This is a genomic window from Fibrobacterota bacterium (assembly GCA_019509785.1).
Classification (GTDB): Bacteria; Fibrobacterota; Fibrobacteria; order UBA11236; family UBA11236; genus Chersky-265.
Genome location: JAEKLQ010000028.1, coordinates 46,991 through 64,321, shown reverse-complemented (window position 1 = coordinate 64,321; position 17,331 = coordinate 46,991). Strand labels below are relative to the sequence as shown.

Below are 17,331 nucleotides of genomic sequence, written 5' to 3'. Positions count from 1 at the left end.
GGTTAAGGGTTAAGGGTACAGGAAAATCGGAAATCGCCCCGATCTTAACCCTATACCCTGTACCCTGTACCCTTTACCCTCTTTTAGAATTGCCTCAAAAACCGATTGTCGTTCTTCGTCAAATAAGAAATGTCGGGAATGCCGCATTTCAGCATGGTGATCCGATCGATACCGAAGCCGAAGGCGAATCCGGTATAGGTTTCCGGATCCCAGCCCAGCTTGTTGAACACGTTGGGGTCGACGCTGCCGCAGCCGCCGATCTCGATCCAGCCCGTGGTCTTGCAAGTGCGGCAGGGCTGCCCCGCCAGCTTGCCCGTTCCTCCGCAGAAGTAGCAGGAGACGTCCATCTCCGCCGAGGGCTCGGTGAAAGGGAAATAGCTGGGCCTGAACCGCATAGTCGTCTTCTCGCCGAACATGTGGCGGGCCCAAAGGAAGAGGGTCCCCTTCAGGTGGGCGAAGGAAATCCCCTTGTCCACCACCAGGCATTCCACCTGCTGGAACATCGGCGAATGGGTGGCGTCGTTGTCCACGCGGTAGACGAAGCCCGGGGCGATGATGCGGATGGGCGGTTCCCGATGCGTTTCCATGTAATGCGCTTGCACGTTGGAGGTATGCGTGCGCAGGACCACCTGATCGTCCACGTAGAAGGTATCGTGCATGTCCCGCGAGGGATGATCCTGCGGAATGTTCAGGGCTTCGAAGTTGTACCAGTCGTTATCGACTTCGGGGCCGCCCGCCAATTCGAATCCCAAGCCTTGGAAGAAGCCGATGATTTCCTCGCGCACCTGGGACATGGGATGCAACGATCCCTGCGGCACGCGATAGCCCGGCAGGGTCGCATCCAAGGTCGATCCGGCCAAGCTGCCGGCGATGTCCGCTTCTTTGATACGGGCCTGCAAGGCCGAAAAACGTTCCTCGGAATAATCGCGCAGGTCGTTGACGAGCTTGCCGAACCCGGGGCGCTGCTCGGCGGGCAAGGCGCCCATGGAGCGCAACAGGCCGGAGATATCGCCTTTCTTCCCCTGGTATTTGACCTTCACGTCCTCGAAGGCCTTGGCTAAGCCTTTTCCGCCGGCGGCGAGCTGGGATTCCAAGGCGTTCAAGTCCGCGTCCAGGCGGGCGCGGATGTCTTGTATGGGTTGCATGATTCGGAGGGGCTCCCGGCTGAACCTGCGGAAATATAAAAAGGGCGGAGGCGCCGCGGGGAAAGCGTCAGCCCCGGGTTTTCTGCCGGGAACGTCGCAAAGGGTTTTTGTACCTATTACCCGACGCGGACGGGACGCTTGATTTCAGCATACGAAAAGGCGTCCCGCTTTGGAGAAACCGATGACGACCCAGATACGCTTATCCGGAATCCATTTCCGCTACGCCCCCGGCGCGGCCGAGGCGCTGCGGGGATGCGACCTGGCCATGGACGCGGGCCGCATCACCGTCTTGATGGGCCAGAACGGCGCGGGAAAGAGCACGCTCATCCGCCTGCTCACGGGGCAGTTGCTGGGCTATGCCGGCGAATACCGCATCGACGGGGAAAGCCAGCTTCCGGCGCGCGGGGAGATCCTCCACAAGAACCGGATCGGGTATATGCCCGACGCGCCGGCCCTGGAAACCCATCTTACCGGCGAAGAGATGATCCGCATGGCGGCCGGATTCCGCGGGCTTCCCGAAGCCCGCTTCCGCGAGGCCTTGGCGCCCTTGCGCGATCGCTTCGAATTGGGATCTTGGCTGGAAGACCGGACCTGTTCGGAATATTCCAAAGGCATGGCGAAGAAGGTTTCCTTGGCAATGGCCTTCATAGGCGATCCGGCATTCCACATCCTGGACGAACCCTTCGACGGACTGGATCCTCTCGCGGTCCTCAATCTGAGGCGCTTGTTGGAAGCCTGCCGGGCCGAAGGCAGGGGCGCCCTCGTCTCGTCGCATGCCTTGGACGCCGCCGAAAAGGTCGCCGACGACGTGGTCCTGATGCGGGCCGGCGAAATCGCCTTCGCAGGCGAGATGGAATCGTTACGCGCTTCGCAAAACGGAGCCGGGGGCCTGGAGGCGTTCTATATGCGCAGTCTCGCCCTATGAAAACGGCCCGGCTACCGCAAGGGAAGGAACGGTTGCGGATGGCCGCTGCGGCCATTGGTTTGGGATTATTTCTCACCGCTATGGATTTCTATTGGGGCAACGGACGTATCCATGGGTATGGGCACGGCATATTGGCTTTGGCGCTCCTCCTGATCGGCTCGGCCGGGGCGCAATGCTTCGAATACTCCCGCTATGCCGGGCTGTTGCGGCGGCCGCGGCTTCCCGACGCCTATCTCGTCGCGGGCGCCAGCTATTCCCAACGCGAGAGGCTCGCATTATCGGCCGCCGATCGCATCGCCTCGCAATCGGGAATGGCCGCCCTGTTGGCGGGTCTAACGATTCTGGTCCCGCATTTGGGCCGGCCCGTCTTCGTCGTCGCCGGCCTGGCCGGAATCGCCCTGGAAGCATTCCTGATGCGGGCGGCCTTCCGGCTGGCGGTGTCGCGCGGATGGTTCCCGCCTTCGCGGGCCGCCTTCCATGGCCGCGCCGACGACGGAAAACGCTGGACGCGAAAAGCGGGATCCGCCTGGCTTTCCGTTTCCGGCGCGCTTGCCCGCAAGGCGGCCTCCCGGCTTCCCGCGCCCTACGGATGGCTCTTCGGGCGCAAGGCCCTTCACGTGATCCGCGAAGATCCCCTCGCTCCCGCCCTGCTCTCGGCCTTGGTGCTGGGAGCCGCGGCGGCCTTCCGCGCCTCGGGGGATTTATTCCTGTGCGGCTTCTTCGCCCTTGCCGGATGCATGGCTTCGCTCTGCCTGGCGCGCCGCTTGGGCGGCGCCTGCGATGCCTTCGCGGCCGCCCATGCCTACCTGTTCCCGCCGCGGCGTTTCCTTTTCCGTTGCGACTGGGCGCTTGCGCTGCTTCTGGCCGCGCCCTTCCCTATCTATTACGCCGGTTGCGCCGTATCGCTTTCGGGCGCCGGCGCGGCGCTGCGTTCCCAATCGGTTTGGCAGATGGCTTTATCCGCCTTCGCCTTCGCATGCCTGATCGTGAACGACGGCTACGTGCGCGGCCGCGGCGAGGGGGCCCAGGGGATGCTGGCCGCGGGATATCTGGGCATCGCGGGCGTCCTGTTCATGTTCCCCGGCTACGGGGTTGCCTTGGCCGGGGCTTGCGCCGCGGGGGCTGCGGCCGTCAACATGCGCATGGCCGGATAAACGAAAAGCCGGGATCCTTTAGGGACCCCGGCTTTCCAAAGCGATGGATGCTCCGCTTACTTGGCCTTCGCGGCTTCCACCACCTTGGCGAAGGCGGAGGAATCGGACAGGGCCAGGTCGGCCAGGATCTTGCGATCGAGGCTGATGGCGGCCTTCTTGAGGCCCGAGATCAGACGCGAGTAAGTGGTCCCGAGCTCGCGGGCCGCGGCGTTGATGCGCACGGTCCACAGGCTGCGGTAAGCCGACTTCTTATCGTGACGATGTTCGGTCGCGAATTTGCGGGACTTGTCGACCGCTTCCTTCGCGAGCTTGAGATTGGACTTGCGGCGTCCGTAGAAACCCTTGGCGCGCTTGAGGATTTTCTTGCGACGCGCGCGTGAGGCTACACTTGGTTTACTTCTGGGCATGGCTTACTCCTAAAACTCTATGCGCTCAGCCGCCGATGGCGAGCAGGCGCTTCATGCGCGGCGCTTCGGTGGGGCCCACGTAAAAGGCGCCGCCCTGGCGGCGCTTCATCTCGGGCTTCTTCTTGCCCATGATGTGGTTCTTGTTCGCGCCCTTGCGCTTCAGCTTGCCGGTGGCGGTGACTTTGAACCGCTTCTTGGCTCCGCTGTGGGTCTTCATCTTCGGCACTGGATACCTCTCCTTCGAAATTCTCTAGTCTCAGGCCTGGTTGGCCGGAGCCGCTGCCTTGCTTTCGCCGGGAGCGGGTTTGGCAACCTCTGGCGCCGCAACCCCATCCGCTTCCGCCGCAGGCTTAGCCCCCGCAGGCGCGGGAGCGGCTCCCGGTACTCCGGGAACCTTAGGCTTGGCGACAGGCTGCACATGGTGCTTCACCGGCGCGAAAATCGTCGTGACGTTACGGCCTTCCTGGATGGAGCCCGTTTCCGCCTGACCGATCCCGTTCAGATCCACCGTCATCTTCTTGAGCCAGCGGGCCCCGAATTCGATGTGGGCCATTTCGCGGCCACGGAAAACCACCGTAGCCTTGACCTTGAATCCCTTTTCCAGGAATTCTTTCGCCTGAACGAGGCGGTAATTATAGTCATTTTCTCCCGTCTTGGGATGGAACTTGATCTCCTTGACCTTGATGACGTGCTGCTTGGCCTTGGATGCCTTTGCCTTTTTGGAGATTTCGTATTTGTACTTGCCGAAATCCATGATCCGGCAAACCGGAGGCTGGGCGGTAGGGCTCACTTCAACCAGGTCGAGGCCCCGCTCCTTGGCTCTTTCCAAGGCGGCCGGAACCGTGAGCACCCCGAGCTGTTTCCCATCGGCGTCGATGACTCGCACCTCATAGGTGCGGATATGTTCGTTGATGCGGATGGTTTCTTTGGGGGCGCTGAAAAACGGTCGTCTCTGCAATCTTTACCTTTCGCTGAACCTAACTTCGCCTCTTAAGAACCCTTGGGACTCTTTTAGGGAGGCGGGGACCTGGCGGATAGAATTCCCTGCCGGTCCCATTCCCGGGAAGTCGAACCGTTTTAAGGCTCCACCCCTTTAGAGGAAACTTCCAATTTAATTTTTTCCAAGGCTTCGTCTAAGGAAAAGGCGCCCAAGTCCCCGATTTTCCGCTTCCGCAGGGTGATTTTGCCGGATTGCTGCTCTTTTTCCCCCAAAATCACCAGGTAAGGGACCTTTTCCCGTTCACCTTCCCGGATCTTGAACCCGATTTTGTCGTTCCGCTCGTCCACTTCCGATATCATTCCGGCATCCAGGAAGCGCTCGTTAATCATCCGGCTATAGTCCAGGAACTTTTCCGAGACCGGCAGGATACGGATTTGTTGGGGATTTATCCATAAGGGCAAATCGCCGGCGAAATTTTCCATCAGGATGGCGATGAAGCGTTCCAAGGATCCGAACACGGCCCGATGCAGCATGACGGGAGCCTGCTTGCCCCCGTCCGAACCCACGTATTCGCCGCCCAAGCGTTCGGCGGTATTGAAGTCCACCTGGATGGTTCCGCATTGCCAATGGCGGCCCAAGGAATCCTTCAGGGTGAACTCGAGCTTGGGCCCATAGAAGGCGCCGTCGCCCGGGTTCATCACGAACTCCAGCTTGGCCCGTCGGCAAGCTTCGCGCAAGGCTTCTTCCGCCATGTCCCAGTCGGCGTCGGTCCCGACGCGCTTGTCCGGCGTGGGACGATCGGCCAGCTTGACGATGATATCCGAGAATCCGAAATCGGCGTAGACCTCGTGCAGGAGCCCGCAGAAGTCGGCGACCTCGGACGCGATCTGATCCTTGGTGCAGAAGATGTGCGCATCGTCCTGGGTGAAGCCGCGCACGCGCATGAGGCCGTGCATGGTGCCGGCCAGTTCGTTGCGATGGCATTTGCCGAACTCGGCCATGCGGATGGGCAAATCGCGGAACGACTTCATGCCTTGCTTGAATACTTCCACGTGGCAGGGGCAGTTCATGGGCTTAATGGCGTACTCGCGGTTCTCGCTCTCGGTGAAGAACATATTATGCGAATAATTCGCCACGTGCCCGCTCTTCACGAAGATCTGCTTGTCCACGATCTCGGGGGTCCGCACTTCGACATAGCCCTTGCGATTCAGCTTGGCGCGGATGTAATCCATGAGCTTCACGTAAAGGCGCCAGCCGCGCGCATGCCAGAAGACCATCCCGGGCGAACCTTCCTCGAGATGGAAATAGTTCAACTCCCGGCCCAGCTTGCGGTGATCGCGCTTTTTGGCCTCGTCAAGCATGAAGAGATGCTTTTCCAGGTCTTCCTTGTTGGTGAAAGCGGTTGCGTAGATACGCTGCAGCATGGGGCGCTTCTCATCGCCGCGCCAATAGGCGCCGGCCACCGAGAGCAGCTTGAAATGGCCAAGCTTGCCGGTCGAGGGCACGTGCGGACCGCGGCACAAGTCGCCGAAGGGGCCCTGCTGGTAGAAGGAAACGGTATCGTCCGTCCACTCTTCCATCATCTCGACCTTGTAGGGCTCGCGATGGGCGGGGTCCTTGTAATAGGCGATGGCCTCGGAGCGGGGCTTGACGGAACGGACCACCGGGAAATCCTTCTTGGCCAATTCCCGCATCTTCTCCTCGATGACGGGGAAATCCTCCGGGCTGAACTTGTGGGGCGAATCGAAATCGTAGTAGAAGCCGTTCTCGATCACCGGCCCGATGGTCAGCATGGTGCCGGGGAACAATTCGGTAACCGCCATGGCCATGAGATGCGCGGTGGAATGGCGGATGATCTCCAGGGCCTCGGGATTCTGGGTGGTAAGCACGCGCAAGGACCCGTCCTCATGGAGGGTGCGGGACAAATCCATTTCCTTACCATTGTAAATGGCGGCGATAGCGCTCTTGGCCAGACCGGGGCCGATTTTCTTGACCACGTCGAGGATGGTAGATCCGGCCTCGACTTCGAGGACGGAATCGTTGGGCAGGGTGACCTTGATGTTGGGCACGGCGTCTAACTCCCGGGTTGGCCGAAACCTCGGAAATTAAAAAGAATGGGGACCGGGCTCAAATGGCGCTCTACGACGGAATGCGGTTCGCCCCCCGATTTTAAGTAGCTTTGGCGCATCCGCCGCGGGCCTTTTGCGCAAGCGCGGAACAATCCCGGGAGCTAGCGCATCCAAATGATAAGCGCCGTCTGGATCGGTGGACAGGGCAAGGCCATAGGCAAGCTTCTGCGCTTGTCCCGCCGGCTTTTGCATGCCTTTTCCATCGGTCCCGAAACGCCCGGACATAAAGACGAATCCCTTCCGGCCATGCGGGCGGCGGAGTCCCCCGAGGAGCCGGAAGCCAGCGTCGAGATAGGCGCGTTATATCGCAAATACGCCGCGTCGATCTATTGGGTTTGCATGAAGTACGTCCGCAATAAGGAAGACGCGGAGGACATGGTCAACCAGGTGTTCATCAAGGTCCAGCAAAACCTCGCCGGGTTCAAGGGACAAAGCCGCATCTACTCCTGGATCTACCGTATCGCCGTGAACGAATGCATCCAATTGTTCCGCAAACGGAAATTCGAGGTGGACGGGGCCGGCGTCCCGGATTTCGAGGAGATGCTGCACGCTTCCCCGGAAGAACATATGGACGCATGCCTTTTGGTGGAGCGCATCACCCGGGAAGCCGATCGGGAAACCGTGGAAATCGTTTTCCTGCTCTACTTGGAAGGGTTGACGCAGGAAGAGGTGGTTGAGAAGCTCGGCATCTCGCGCACGACCATCCATCGCAAGGTGACCGCCTTCAAGGCGAAGATGGAGCGCTACCGGTGAAGCCTATCCACGCATCCACGGGACCGCATCCGTCGCGCCTCGCCCTGGCGGAATTCCTGGCCGGGGAAGCCTCGCCGGCGGATCGGTCCGCCTTGGAAAGCCACGTGCAAGCCTGTCCGGACTGCGCCGCGAAGTTGCGCGAAGCGACGGCCGCGCGGGATGCTTTCGCGGCGAAATACCCGAGCTGGGAATACTTCTCGGCCACGCGCCGGGCCCGGTCGGCCAGGGCCCCCGCGAAAAGCGCATTGCGGGCGTTTTGGGATTCGCTCTCCCCCCGGCCCGCCATCGCAATCGCCGCCCTCCTGATCCTGGCCATCGTGGCCCTACGCGTTCCCTGGACCCCTTCGCCCTCGGATTTGTCGGCCAAGGGCTCGGCCGAATTCCATTTGTTCGTGAACGGCCGGGCCTCCGGCGATAGCGTGGCCTGCAAGCCGGGAGACACCCTGCAATTGGGCATAATCGCGGATAGACCGGTCCATTTCGCCGTCCTCTACCGCGACGACGAAGGCGCCTTGCAAACCTATATGGACGAAGGCCAAGGCCGGCCGCTAGGAAACCCCCGAGGCGAAAACCTGCCCCATAGCCTTATTTTGGAACGTGGGTGGCAACGCGAACGTCTCTATTGCATATGGTCTTACGGAACCTTCGATTCCCGAGCCGCGCGGGCGCAGGCCGAAGGCAAAGCCGTCGCCGGATTGCATATGCGTCCCTTCTTGCTTTTGAATTCCCCATGAAGTGGTTGGCAGCCGGGGTCCTGGGACTCAGCTTGCCCGCCTGCGGCCTCGATCGGCTGGCCCTGGTGGTCGGCGATAACCAGGGGCTTTCCGATGAAAAGACCCTGAGCTACGCCACCCGGGATGCGGAGCAGGTCTTTTCCGCGCTATCGCAATTGGGAGGCTTGGACAAGGGCTCCGGAACCCTGTTGCTCGATGCGGACGTGGACAAGGTCCGGCTGGCCTTGAAGTCCATCCGCGAGCGGGTGAAGGCCCTGAAAGGCCAAGGCCGCAAGTGCCAGATCCTCCTCTACTTTTCCGGCCATGGATCGGACGAGGCCTTGCATATGGAAGGCGCGAGCCTGCCTCTCTCGGAAGTCCGCGAGTATTTCGCCGGCCTGGAAGCGGACTTCAAGCTCCTGGTCGCCGATGCCTGTTTCAGCGGATCCCTGATCCAAGCCAAGGGCGCGGGCCTGGCCGATCCCGTTCCCATCCGCTACCGGGACGAACTGAGCGTAAACGGGTCCGCCATCCTGACCTCCAGTTCCGCCGGGGAGCTGTCCCAGGAAAGCAAAGAGTTGCAGGGATCGTTGTTCACGCATTTCTTCGTCACCGCATTGCGCGGCGCGGCCGATTTCGATCGCGACGGGAAAATCACCTTGTGGGAAGCGTACGCCTTCACGCAAGCCTCCTTGCGGCGGCGCTTGGCCGGGGACAAGGGGACGGTGCAAACGCCCGGATTCGACGTGCAAGCGCGCGGCTCGGACAACGTAGTGCTTACGCGCCTGGAACTGGGCCAAGCCTTCCTGACCTTGCAGGGGATGCCCGCGGACGAATACCGGATCCTGCAAGCCGAAGACGGGACCCAGGTCGCCGAGTTCCGCCTTTCGGATCCGGAAGGGGTTAAGCTGGCGCTGCCGCGTTCGGCCTACCTCATCTACCGGGGACGGAGCGAAGTGGGATTCGCCGATCTCCGCCGCGGCAAGAGCGCCGCCTTGGGCCCGGAGGATTTCCGGCCGGCAGGACGGGAGCAACCGGGGGCCAAGGGCGGCTTCCGGAGCTATCCGCAGGCCTTCGCCTCGCGGGATCCCATGCAGATCGCGGCCCAGCCCCGGTGGTATCCGGCCTTTCCGGGGCGCGGGCGATCGGCTTTGGCCCTGGAGGCCGGGCTGATGGGGAACGTCGGGCCTTGGGGAGCGGGCTTGGCGGGCCTGTACCTCGCGAAGTCCGCCGCCATGGGCGAGGGCGGCCGCCTGGAGCAGGGCGGGCTGGGGGTATCGGGCGAGGTACGGTATTATTGGAGTTACTCCAGGGCGGGATCGATCTTCCTCGGCCCGCGGGCGGAATACTGGTCCATCGGGCAGGAGGTGAACGGGTCGGAGTTGCCGCGCGCGGATCTGCTGGGTAGTTTCGCGGCCTTAGGGCTGGAGCGCGCCCTGGGATCCGGATTCGCGGCCACGGTCTCCGCCGGGGCGGGATGGTTCTTCAGCCGCACGGCGGGAGGCGGATTGGATCGCGTCGCCGCCTTCCCGGTATCCTTTTCCTTAAGGTTCGGGCCATGAAGGCAGCCATCCGGGCCGGGATCCGCATTCTCATGTTCGCCGCCGCCGGGGCCGCGCTATGGGGTTGCCTTCTGCAGCAGCCCTTGGTCCGCCCCGAAGATGCCTACGATGCGCGTGCCGCCCTTCGGGGGGATTCGCTGGAGCGCTTCGATTCCGTTGAGGTCTGGCTCGAAGACGCGGAGGACTCCCGCCTGGTGGTCCTTTTATGGAAAGGGCCGTTGGCATCGCCGGAAAGCCTGGGCGTGGGCGCGGCGGACGGCAGTCGCAACCTCGTGTACGTCGTACGCGGCTATCGGCGCGATCGGGGCAACTGTTTCGTCGAGCGGAAGTCGCGCGGCGGCGAGACGATGGGGGTGGTGACGGACACCTGCGTGGCGAAGGATACGACGAAACCTCCGCCGCCCCCACCCGACACGCTGCACCCGCCACCTCCCTACGTGCGTCCCCATTTCCAAGGCCGGGATTTGGATGTGGTGGACAGCATCCCCGGCTCGATGCGCGTTAGCGACATGCCGGCTTTCCGAATCACCGCCAGAACCTCGGAAGACTGGATCCAAGCCGCATGGGAATCTTCCGGGGGCGATTCCGCCGCGCCCGGCCGCGATTCGGTCCTGCGGGTCGTATGCCGAACCTGGAGCCTTCCCGTGGGACATGACACGGCATATGTCGTCCTGGATTCGGCCGGTTCGCCGCTGGACAGCCTACGGGTGCTCTTGACGATAGGTCCCCGGTTCTTACGCGGTAAGGTCGTGGATTGGGGCGAGGGAGCTCCGCAAATCGCAATCCGGGTGGAACTGGCGACCCAGCCGATGGATTTCGGAAAAGGCTATACCGGCTTCACCGGCGAGGACGGGAGTTATGCCATCGCCGTGAATGAAGCCCTTCCGGCTGCCTACTACGCGCGCTTTTCAGGGGTGGATCGCATCGGGAAGCTGGACACGCTTCGCCTCGTGTCCGGCCCGGTAAGCCGCTTCGTGACCGCGATTCCCCCCGTCGGGTCCTTCCGGACCATCGATTTGGGCGATAAGCGCGAGATCCGTTCCGTCGCGGTAGCGGCCGGCTACGCCGTCGTAATGTCGACCCCGTTCAACCAGGCGGGCAAGGCGTACCTTGTCCGGATGGATACCCGACCTCCCGTTCTCGAAAAAACGATCGACTTGGCCAATAATGATGGCGATTCCCTAACTGCCGAATATTTCGATGCCGGAGAAATGCTGGCTGATAGCGACGCGCTGTATATTTCGTATCCGGATGCCAACCGCATCGGCCGCATCGCCGCGTGGAGGACTTCGCCGGTCCAGAGTGTGGTGCCCGTCACACTGCAACCGGGCGGTCTCTTGCGTGATGGGGCCCACTTGCTTACCTTAGGTCGTCTAAGCGATGGAACCTTGGCCCTCGCCCGCTTCCTCGCCGCCGATCTCTCCCTGTTGGAGATCGATACCTTGAAAGGTTACGGATGGGACGGGGCGCAGCCGGAGAGTCGATCGCCCAAACTGGTCTCCGGGCCCGGCGGGTATTACGCGGTGGAGGGGAACGCGCCGAACGTGCGGGGGCATGTGTTGCTGATCGGGAAAGCGGACGGTAAGGTGAAAGCGGCGCGGGATCTTTCCGAAGGCGAAGTGGACGATCTGGCATGGGTGGGCGGCCTGCTCTATGTCGGAGGGTCGTCGCCGGGATCGCGGTGGCTACGGGGATTCCACGCGGACTTAAGCCCGGCGGATTCCATCGATGCCGCGACGCCCATTGATCGCCTCGCCGCCGATGCCAGCGGGCTCTTCGGGGGATATGCTTTCGCGACTTCCGCCGAAAACGATTCCTTGCTGGTATTCGCCCCCTTCTCCCGGGAGACCCTCGGACGTCTTCCGGTGCCGGGCGCGAGGCCGGGGCGATCCATCGCCTTGGATCCGGCATCGCGGACCGTACTGGTCTCCGATGGCGATGCTTTGCGTTTCTCTTCTTTCTGATCGGATCCGTATCCGCCTCTACTGAAAGGCTTCCCGATGCGATTTTTCTTCGCCTTCCTCGTGGCTATGCTTCTGGCCCTGTGCCTGCCCCGTTCCGGTGCGGCACAGGAATTCCGGAATATCGGCGTAGGCATTACCGGCGTGGGGACGGGGTCGGGACCGGGCTCGGATGACGTCAACGATGCCGGGATCTCCGTTGGCGATTTCGATCATGACGGCAAACCGGACGTCCTCGTTTTCGGTAAATCCAACCCCACCTCGGTCTATGGCTTCATCCACACAGTGGAGGTCTGGCGGAATAACGGCGGCGGCAAATATTCCAAGTTCGAGGACTTCCATGCCTTAGGGGATTCGCTGGCTTCCTCCGCCGCCTGGGCCGATCTCGACCACGACGGATACTTCGAATTGGCGGTCTGGGTCCATCATCATGTCACCGATCCGGATGGCGGATATGATAGCGGCTGCGTCCGCATCTACGGTTACAACCCTGGCACGAATCGTTTCGAAGTGAAGGCCACCCCGCCGAACCTGGTTCCTCCTTTGTTGTATTCCGCTTCGCCCGTATTCCGGTTCCGCGATCTGGACCAAGATGGAATCCCTGAATTCTTCGTATCCGCCCAAATCCGCCCCGCGCGCGGCGATTACACGCCCGATCATGCCGTAACGGCCGTCTACAAGATCGGTCCCGGCCTGTCCTTCACGGCGATGCCCGGATTGCAGCCCGTCTATAATGCCGTGGTCGCCTTCGGGGACTTCGATCAAGACGGTAAGACGGATCTCTTCCTGGCGGGAAATGATACGAACGCCGTTAGCGTCGCCACCGTTTATAGGTATACGGGATCCGGCTTCTCCCGATACGCATCGCTTGCCGCCGGGATCTCGGTGGTCTCCGCCGATTGGGGGGATTACGACGGCGACGGACTCCCCGACCTCGTGCTTAGCGGCGGCAGAATCGCTACCACGAGGCTGTACAATAACACCGGATCGGGTTTCCTGTTGGATACGGCGGCGCTCTCCGGCTCGTTGAAAGCGGACGCGGACTTGGGAGTGGTCTCGTTCGGTGACATCAACGGGGACGGGTATCCGGACCTGGTGGTAAGCGGCGCGAATACCGATTATCCCGGCCAGTACTTCACCAAGGTGCTGGTGAACGACGACGGCTTTTTCGATGATCTGGGCGTTCCTTTGCAACCCTTCTCGTTGGCGACCGGATCCTTGGCCGATTTCGACGGCGACGGCAACGTGGATTTGATGCTTTCCGGCACGACCAACGACGCGCAGGGACGGCGCTCGCTCTCCACCGTGTTTTACCGGAACATCCGCGGCGATTTCCATGAGGCCCCCGCCATCGATTCGCTCCCGCCCGGCAGGCCGCTTTGGGGCGACTTCGATCATGACGGGCGCTTGGACCTCCTGGTCTGCCCGACGGGCGATGCCGCGAATGGAGCCTCTTGCAAACTGTACCACAACGACGGCAAGACCATGGTACCCCAGGCTTCGGCCTTGGACGGGATCAAGGGTGATCCCGAATTGTGCGACTTGGACGGGGACGGCTGGTTGGACGTGCTTCTGGCGGGAAAGACCTTTTACACCGGCGGGTTGCGGTGGTTCCGGGGAACGTCATCGGGATTCGCGGAAGCGACCCTGAATATGGATTCCTCCCTGGTCGCGAACATCCAGCATGTCCGGGTGGCGGATTTCGACGGGGACGGGAAGCCCGACCTTGCGGCCTGGGGGATCGACGCCTCCGACGCCGCAACCAACCAACATTCCTGGTCCTCTATATTCCGCAACCTTGGCAAGGGGGCCTTCGTCCCTGCGCCTAAAGGCGACCTCCCGGGGCTTACCAACGGGGATATGGCATGGGGGGATTTCGATCGCGACGGGAAACCGGACCTCCTTATCGCCGGAGATACCTTGAGCTGGGGATCCGGCTCCCCGATCACTGCGATTTACCGTAACGTGGGGGGTACCTTCCAGCGGACCGCCGATCAATTCCTGGGCCTTACCGATGCGAAAGTCGCATGGGGGGATTTCGACGGCGATGGCGACCTCGATTTCGCCGTCAGCGGAACAAACCCCCTTTCCCACCTGGTTACCGGTATGAGGGGCGACCCCACCACCCTCATTTACAGGTTCGTAAGCGGGCGCTTCCAAGAATCCGCACGCCCCGACATGCAAATAGGGGGCGACCTGGCCTGGGTCGATTTCGATAATGACGGCGATTTGGATCTCATCGGTTCCGGCACCTACATCTACCAAAACGTCACTTACAGCCTCACCTTGCTCTTCCGCAACGATGGGACCAAATGGACCACCCTTTGGCCCGATAACGCATTCATCCTGGGGGGCGTGGCGGTCGCCGACTTCGATGGGGACGGCGATCAGGATTTCGCCGTAAGCGGTTATCGCCTGAAGGTCTTCCGGAATTCGCTCATCGTCCCCAATGCCGCGCCTTCGGCGCCGGGCGGTCTCTCATCCGCCCTGGGCCGGAATTCGGTCCATCTCTCCTGGGGCGCGTCCAACGATGCGGAGACGACTCCCGACGGCATGCAATACAACCTACGGGTAGGCACATCGCCCGGCGGCGCCGACGTGTTGTCGCCGCTCTCCGCCCTTACGGGTTTCCGCTTAACCCCGAGCCCGGGGAATGCCGGGCAGATCCGCACGGCCACCCTCAATGGGTTGGCTCCGGGAACCTACTACTGGAGCGCCCAGGGGTTCGATCAGCAATTGGCCGGATCGCCCTTCCCTTCGGAACAGAGTTTCAGCCTGGGACTGCCGGCTCCGGAACTCTTGGGCGCGGAATCCGGTCCCGGGCCCGGCGCGGTCACCCTGCGTTGGCATAAGCTGCCGCAAACGCAATTCCAGCGTTACCTGGTGCATTACGGGACGTCGGCCGCGCCGGAAGCGCGCATGGATTCGGTGATCCACGCTGGCGATACCGTTCTGATCGTCAAGGAGTTGACTGACGGAACAACCTACCATTTCCGCCTCTCGGCCGAGGACGCGGGCGGAAACCCTTCTTCCTATTCGAATGAACTCACCGCGACCCCGGACGGCACGCCGCCCGCCATCCCCGCGCCTTTCACGGCTTCGCCGGGCGATCGCTCGGTCACCTTGAATTGGCCCGCCGCCACGGAAAGCGATTTCCTCTGCTATCTGATCTACCAGCGGAATGCTTCCGGCCCGGTCGCCCGCATCGATTCCATCACCGACATCCATGCGACCGGCAAGGTGGTGTCCGGGCTCAAGAACGGAACGCCTTACGCCTTCCTCATCGTCGCGTCCGACCGCGTGGGGAACCATAGCGGATTCTCGCCGGAAGCCGTCGCGATCCCCGCTTATCTTCTCACCCCCGCCGTTCCGGCCATCGCCTTCGGCAAGATCCATCTGGGAGCGGCCCAGGAAGCCACCCTCAAGATCACCAACGGGAGCGGGTTGCGCGTGCCGGTGGATTCGGCCCGGGTCGTGAACGACGCCTTCCTCCTCCCCGCCCTGCCCTCTTCCCTGCCCGCCAACGCGGATACGACCTTGACGGTGCGCTTCGCGCCGGGCAAGCCCGCGGGCGGCGACTTTACCGGCGTGCTCAAGCTCTATTACGGCGGCGCCCCGCTCCCATTGGAGATCGACCTTTCCGGGACCGCGGCGGCCCCGCCCTGGTGCCGTATCGACAAGGTTACCCCCGCCGACCTGCCGTGGGACACGGCTTCGTCCATATCCCTCCTGGCCACGGCCAACGATTCGGACAACGCCGGCGAAGGCGATCGCATCACCGCCTACCTCTGGTCCTCTAACCTGGCCGGGCCCATCGGCGCCAGCGCCTCGGGCTTCACCCTGAAACCCAGCGCCCTCGGCATCGGCGCGCACGATATCACCCTGCGCGTGGTGGACAACGAAGGGGATACGTCCGCGGCCGCACATGCCACCGTGTCGGTGCGCAGCCGTAAACCCCTGGTCCGCATCGATTCCATCTCCCCGCGCGGCCTTATCCTCCGGGGCGCGGATCGCCCCCGGTTCCATTGCACCGCCTACGATCTGGACGAAGGCGCCGATCCGATCCATGATAGCCTGCATACCTTCGCCCTGTATTCCACCTTGCAGGGAAGGATTTCGGGCGCGAAGGACACCACGCTCGATTCCTCCGCCCTGGCCCTAGGTCTGCACGGCTTCTACGCCATGGCCGTGGACGACGAAGGCGATACCTCCTGGTCGGACACCTCCTGGGTCCCCGTGCAAGCGGGCGTGGGGCTGGCCCTGATCGCGGCGGGCACGGATTTCAACGACAACCTGTATTTCTACCAGAACATCGCGCCGGCCTGTAATTGGGCTTATGCCAAACTGCGCCAGCGCGGCTTCACCGATTCGCTCATCACCTATTTCAATCCGGTGGGATGGCAAAGCATCGGGTTGGATTACCACGCCAACAGCAATATCGTGGACGAAACGCGCATGACGCCGGCCTTGCTGCGCGATCGCATCCTGGGCTACCGGGATCGGGTGCGCAACGGCGTACCCTTGCTGATCACCTTGATCGGCCATGGCGGCCATGCCGAGGTGCAGAACGGGAAATTCTTCCTGAGCCCCACGGAGTTCGTGACCCCCGATTCCCTGGATGCCTGGCTGGATACCTACGACTCGGGCAAGGGCGACAGCCTGCGCACGCCCATCGTGCTGGTATTGGATTTCTGCTACGCGGGTACCTTCATCCCCAAGCTGCGTTCCGCGACCCAGAACCGGATCGTGATCACTTCGGCGGCGGCGGATCGCCAAGCCTATTTCCAGTTAGGGCAAAGCTTCAGCTACGCCTTCTTCAAGCAGATCGCCAAGGGCGGCAACCTCGCGCAAGCCTGGGCGGCGGGAAAAGTCTGGTCGGATGCGAATGCCATCTCGGGACGGGTGCTGGCCAATCCCCAGGCCAATGCCGATCTCGACGATACTCCCAATGAGACCGTCGATCTGGCGCGCCTTTCCGAAGTCTATGTCGGCGGATCGCAACAGAACCAAAGCCCGGAAGCGGATTGGAAGGAAGTCCGCACCCGTCTCGATCCCGATACGCGGACCCTCTCCATCGTAGCCGTTCCCGAGGGACCTATCCCCGTCGATACCGCTTGGTACACCGTGCTAAAGCCCGATTTCGATCCCAAAGCCGCCGCCGATCCGTTCCAGTATGCGCCCCTCGTCCGCGCCAAAGACGGCAGCTTTTCCGCTGAAGTAAAGCTCGATAACGTCCTGTTCGGCGATTACCTGGTCCTGGTCTACGGCCTGGCCGGCGGCGTGGACATGATGCCCATGACCCAACGCGCCTCCTCGTCCGGACCGGTGGCCCTGCTACGGGGGCTGCCGGATCGCTTCGAGCTGGGGCAGAATTACCCCAATCCCGCCGTGGGCCAAACCTGGGTCCCCTTCGGTCTCACGCGGCGTGGGCCGATAACATTGACGCTGTGGGACATGCGCGGGGCCGAAGTGCGCACCTTGGCTACCGGCACTTTCAATCCGGGGCGTTACCTGTTGAAGTGGGACGGCCGCGATGGACACGGACGCGCGGTGCCGCCGGGGATTTACCTGTACCGCTTGTCCGGGCCCGAAGGGGTCCAGAGGAAAAAGCTGGTGTGGAGATGAGGGAAGAAGAGGAGAGC

General features: G+C 62.4%; 12 protein-coding genes. 7 read left to right on the top strand and 5 right to left on the bottom strand.

Features of this window, described 5'->3' with window-relative positions:
- Positions 1–83: 83 nt before the first annotated feature.
- Positions 84–1,127 carry a phenylalanine--tRNA ligase subunit alpha gene (gene pheS / locus JF616_06380; GenBank protein MBW8887371.1) on the bottom strand — a complete coding sequence of 348 codons (1,044 nt, stop codon included), beginning with the start codon at positions 1,125–1,127 and terminating at the stop codon, positions 84–86.
- Between the two features lie 199 nt (positions 1,128–1,326).
- Here pheS and JF616_06375 point away from each other — a divergent pair, with 199 nt between their 5' ends.
- The gene (locus JF616_06375; protein ID MBW8887370.1) at positions 1,327–2,070 is read left to right on the top strand and encodes an ABC transporter ATP-binding protein; all 744 of its coding nucleotides are present in this window, start codon (positions 1,327–1,329) and stop codon (positions 2,068–2,070) included.
- An 80-nt stretch (positions 2,071–2,150) separates the two neighbouring features.
- Positions 2,151–3,224: a hypothetical protein gene (locus tag JF616_06370; protein ID MBW8887369.1), complete on the top strand. Its 1,074-nt coding sequence runs from the start codon at positions 2,151–2,153 to the stop codon at positions 3,222–3,224.
- Between the two features lie 56 nt (positions 3,225–3,280).
- On the opposite strand, the gene rplT is transcribed toward JF616_06370, so the two are convergent.
- The 4 genes from rplT to thrS all read right to left on the bottom strand — a co-directional run bounded on the left by rplT (position 3,281) and on the right by thrS (position 6,640).
- Positions 3,281–3,631 carry a 50S ribosomal protein L20 gene (gene rplT / locus JF616_06365; protein ID MBW8887368.1) on the bottom strand — a complete coding sequence of 117 codons (351 nt, stop codon included), beginning with the start codon at positions 3,629–3,631 and terminating at the stop codon, positions 3,281–3,283.
- A 25-nt stretch (positions 3,632–3,656) separates the two neighbouring features.
- A complete protein-coding gene (rpmI, locus tag JF616_06360; GenBank protein MBW8887367.1) occupies positions 3,657–3,857 on the bottom strand; it encodes a 50S ribosomal protein L35 in 201 nt (66 codons plus the stop codon).
- A gap of 30 nt (positions 3,858–3,887) precedes the next feature.
- Positions 3,888–4,550: a translation initiation factor IF-3 gene (locus tag JF616_06355; protein MBW8887366.1), complete on the bottom strand. Its 663-nt coding sequence runs from the start codon at positions 4,548–4,550 to the stop codon at positions 3,888–3,890.
- 158 nt (positions 4,551–4,708) lie between these two features.
- Entirely contained in the window at positions 4,709–6,640 is a 1,932-nt protein-coding gene (gene thrS / locus JF616_06350; GenBank protein ID MBW8887365.1) for a threonine--tRNA ligase, read from the bottom strand.
- 174 nt (positions 6,641–6,814) lie between these two features.
- Here thrS and JF616_06345 point away from each other — a divergent pair, with 174 nt between their 5' ends.
- From JF616_06345 to JF616_06325, 5 genes are read left to right on the top strand one after another with little or no spacing between them, the layout of a single operon-like run.
- Positions 6,815–7,453, top strand: coding sequence for an RNA polymerase sigma factor (locus JF616_06345; GenBank protein ID MBW8887364.1), 639 nt, complete (start codon positions 6,815–6,817; stop codon positions 7,451–7,453).
- Complete coding sequence (locus tag JF616_06340; protein ID MBW8887363.1) at positions 7,450–8,187, top strand: zf-HC2 domain-containing protein; 738 nt, start codon at positions 7,450–7,452, stop codon at positions 8,185–8,187. Before JF616_06345 ends, JF616_06340 begins: the two co-directional genes overlap by 4 nt.
- Entirely contained in the window at positions 8,184–9,728 is a 1,545-nt protein-coding gene (locus tag JF616_06335) for a caspase family protein (protein ID MBW8887362.1), read from the top strand. The genes JF616_06340 and JF616_06335 overlap by 4 nt, the downstream gene beginning before the upstream one ends.
- On the top strand, positions 9,725–11,692 hold the full coding sequence (locus tag JF616_06330) for a hypothetical protein (GenBank protein ID MBW8887361.1): 1,968 nt from the start codon (positions 9,725–9,727) through the stop codon (positions 11,690–11,692). The genes JF616_06335 and JF616_06330 overlap by 4 nt, the downstream gene beginning before the upstream one ends.
- A gap of 36 nt (positions 11,693–11,728) precedes the next feature.
- Entirely contained in the window at positions 11,729–17,314 is a 5,586-nt protein-coding gene (locus JF616_06325) for a VCBS repeat-containing protein (GenBank protein MBW8887360.1), read from the top strand.
- Positions 17,315–17,331: the final 17 nt, after the last annotated feature.

Bases quoted from the DNA above. Each gene is read 5' to 3' on its own strand.
- JF616_06375 (MBW8887370.1), top strand. From the start codon at position 1,327: ATGACGACCCAGATACGCTTATCCGGAATCCATTTCCGCTACGCCCCC.
- JF616_06370 (MBW8887369.1), top strand. From the start codon at position 2,151: ATGGATTTCTATTGGGGCAACGGACGTATCCATGGGTATGGGCACGGC.
- rplT (MBW8887368.1), bottom strand. From the start codon at position 3,631: ATGCCCAGAAGTAAACCAAGTGTAGCCTCACGCGCGCGTCGCAAGAAA.
- JF616_06345 (MBW8887364.1), top strand. From the start codon at position 6,815: ATGATAAGCGCCGTCTGGATCGGTGGACAGGGCAAGGCCATAGGCAAG.
- JF616_06335 (MBW8887362.1), top strand. From the start codon at position 8,184: ATGAAGTGGTTGGCAGCCGGGGTCCTGGGACTCAGCTTGCCCGCCTGC.
- JF616_06330 (MBW8887361.1), top strand. From the start codon at position 9,725: ATGAAGGCAGCCATCCGGGCCGGGATCCGCATTCTCATGTTCGCCGCC.
- JF616_06325 (MBW8887360.1), top strand. From the start codon at position 11,729: ATGCGATTTTTCTTCGCCTTCCTCGTGGCTATGCTTCTGGCCCTGTGC.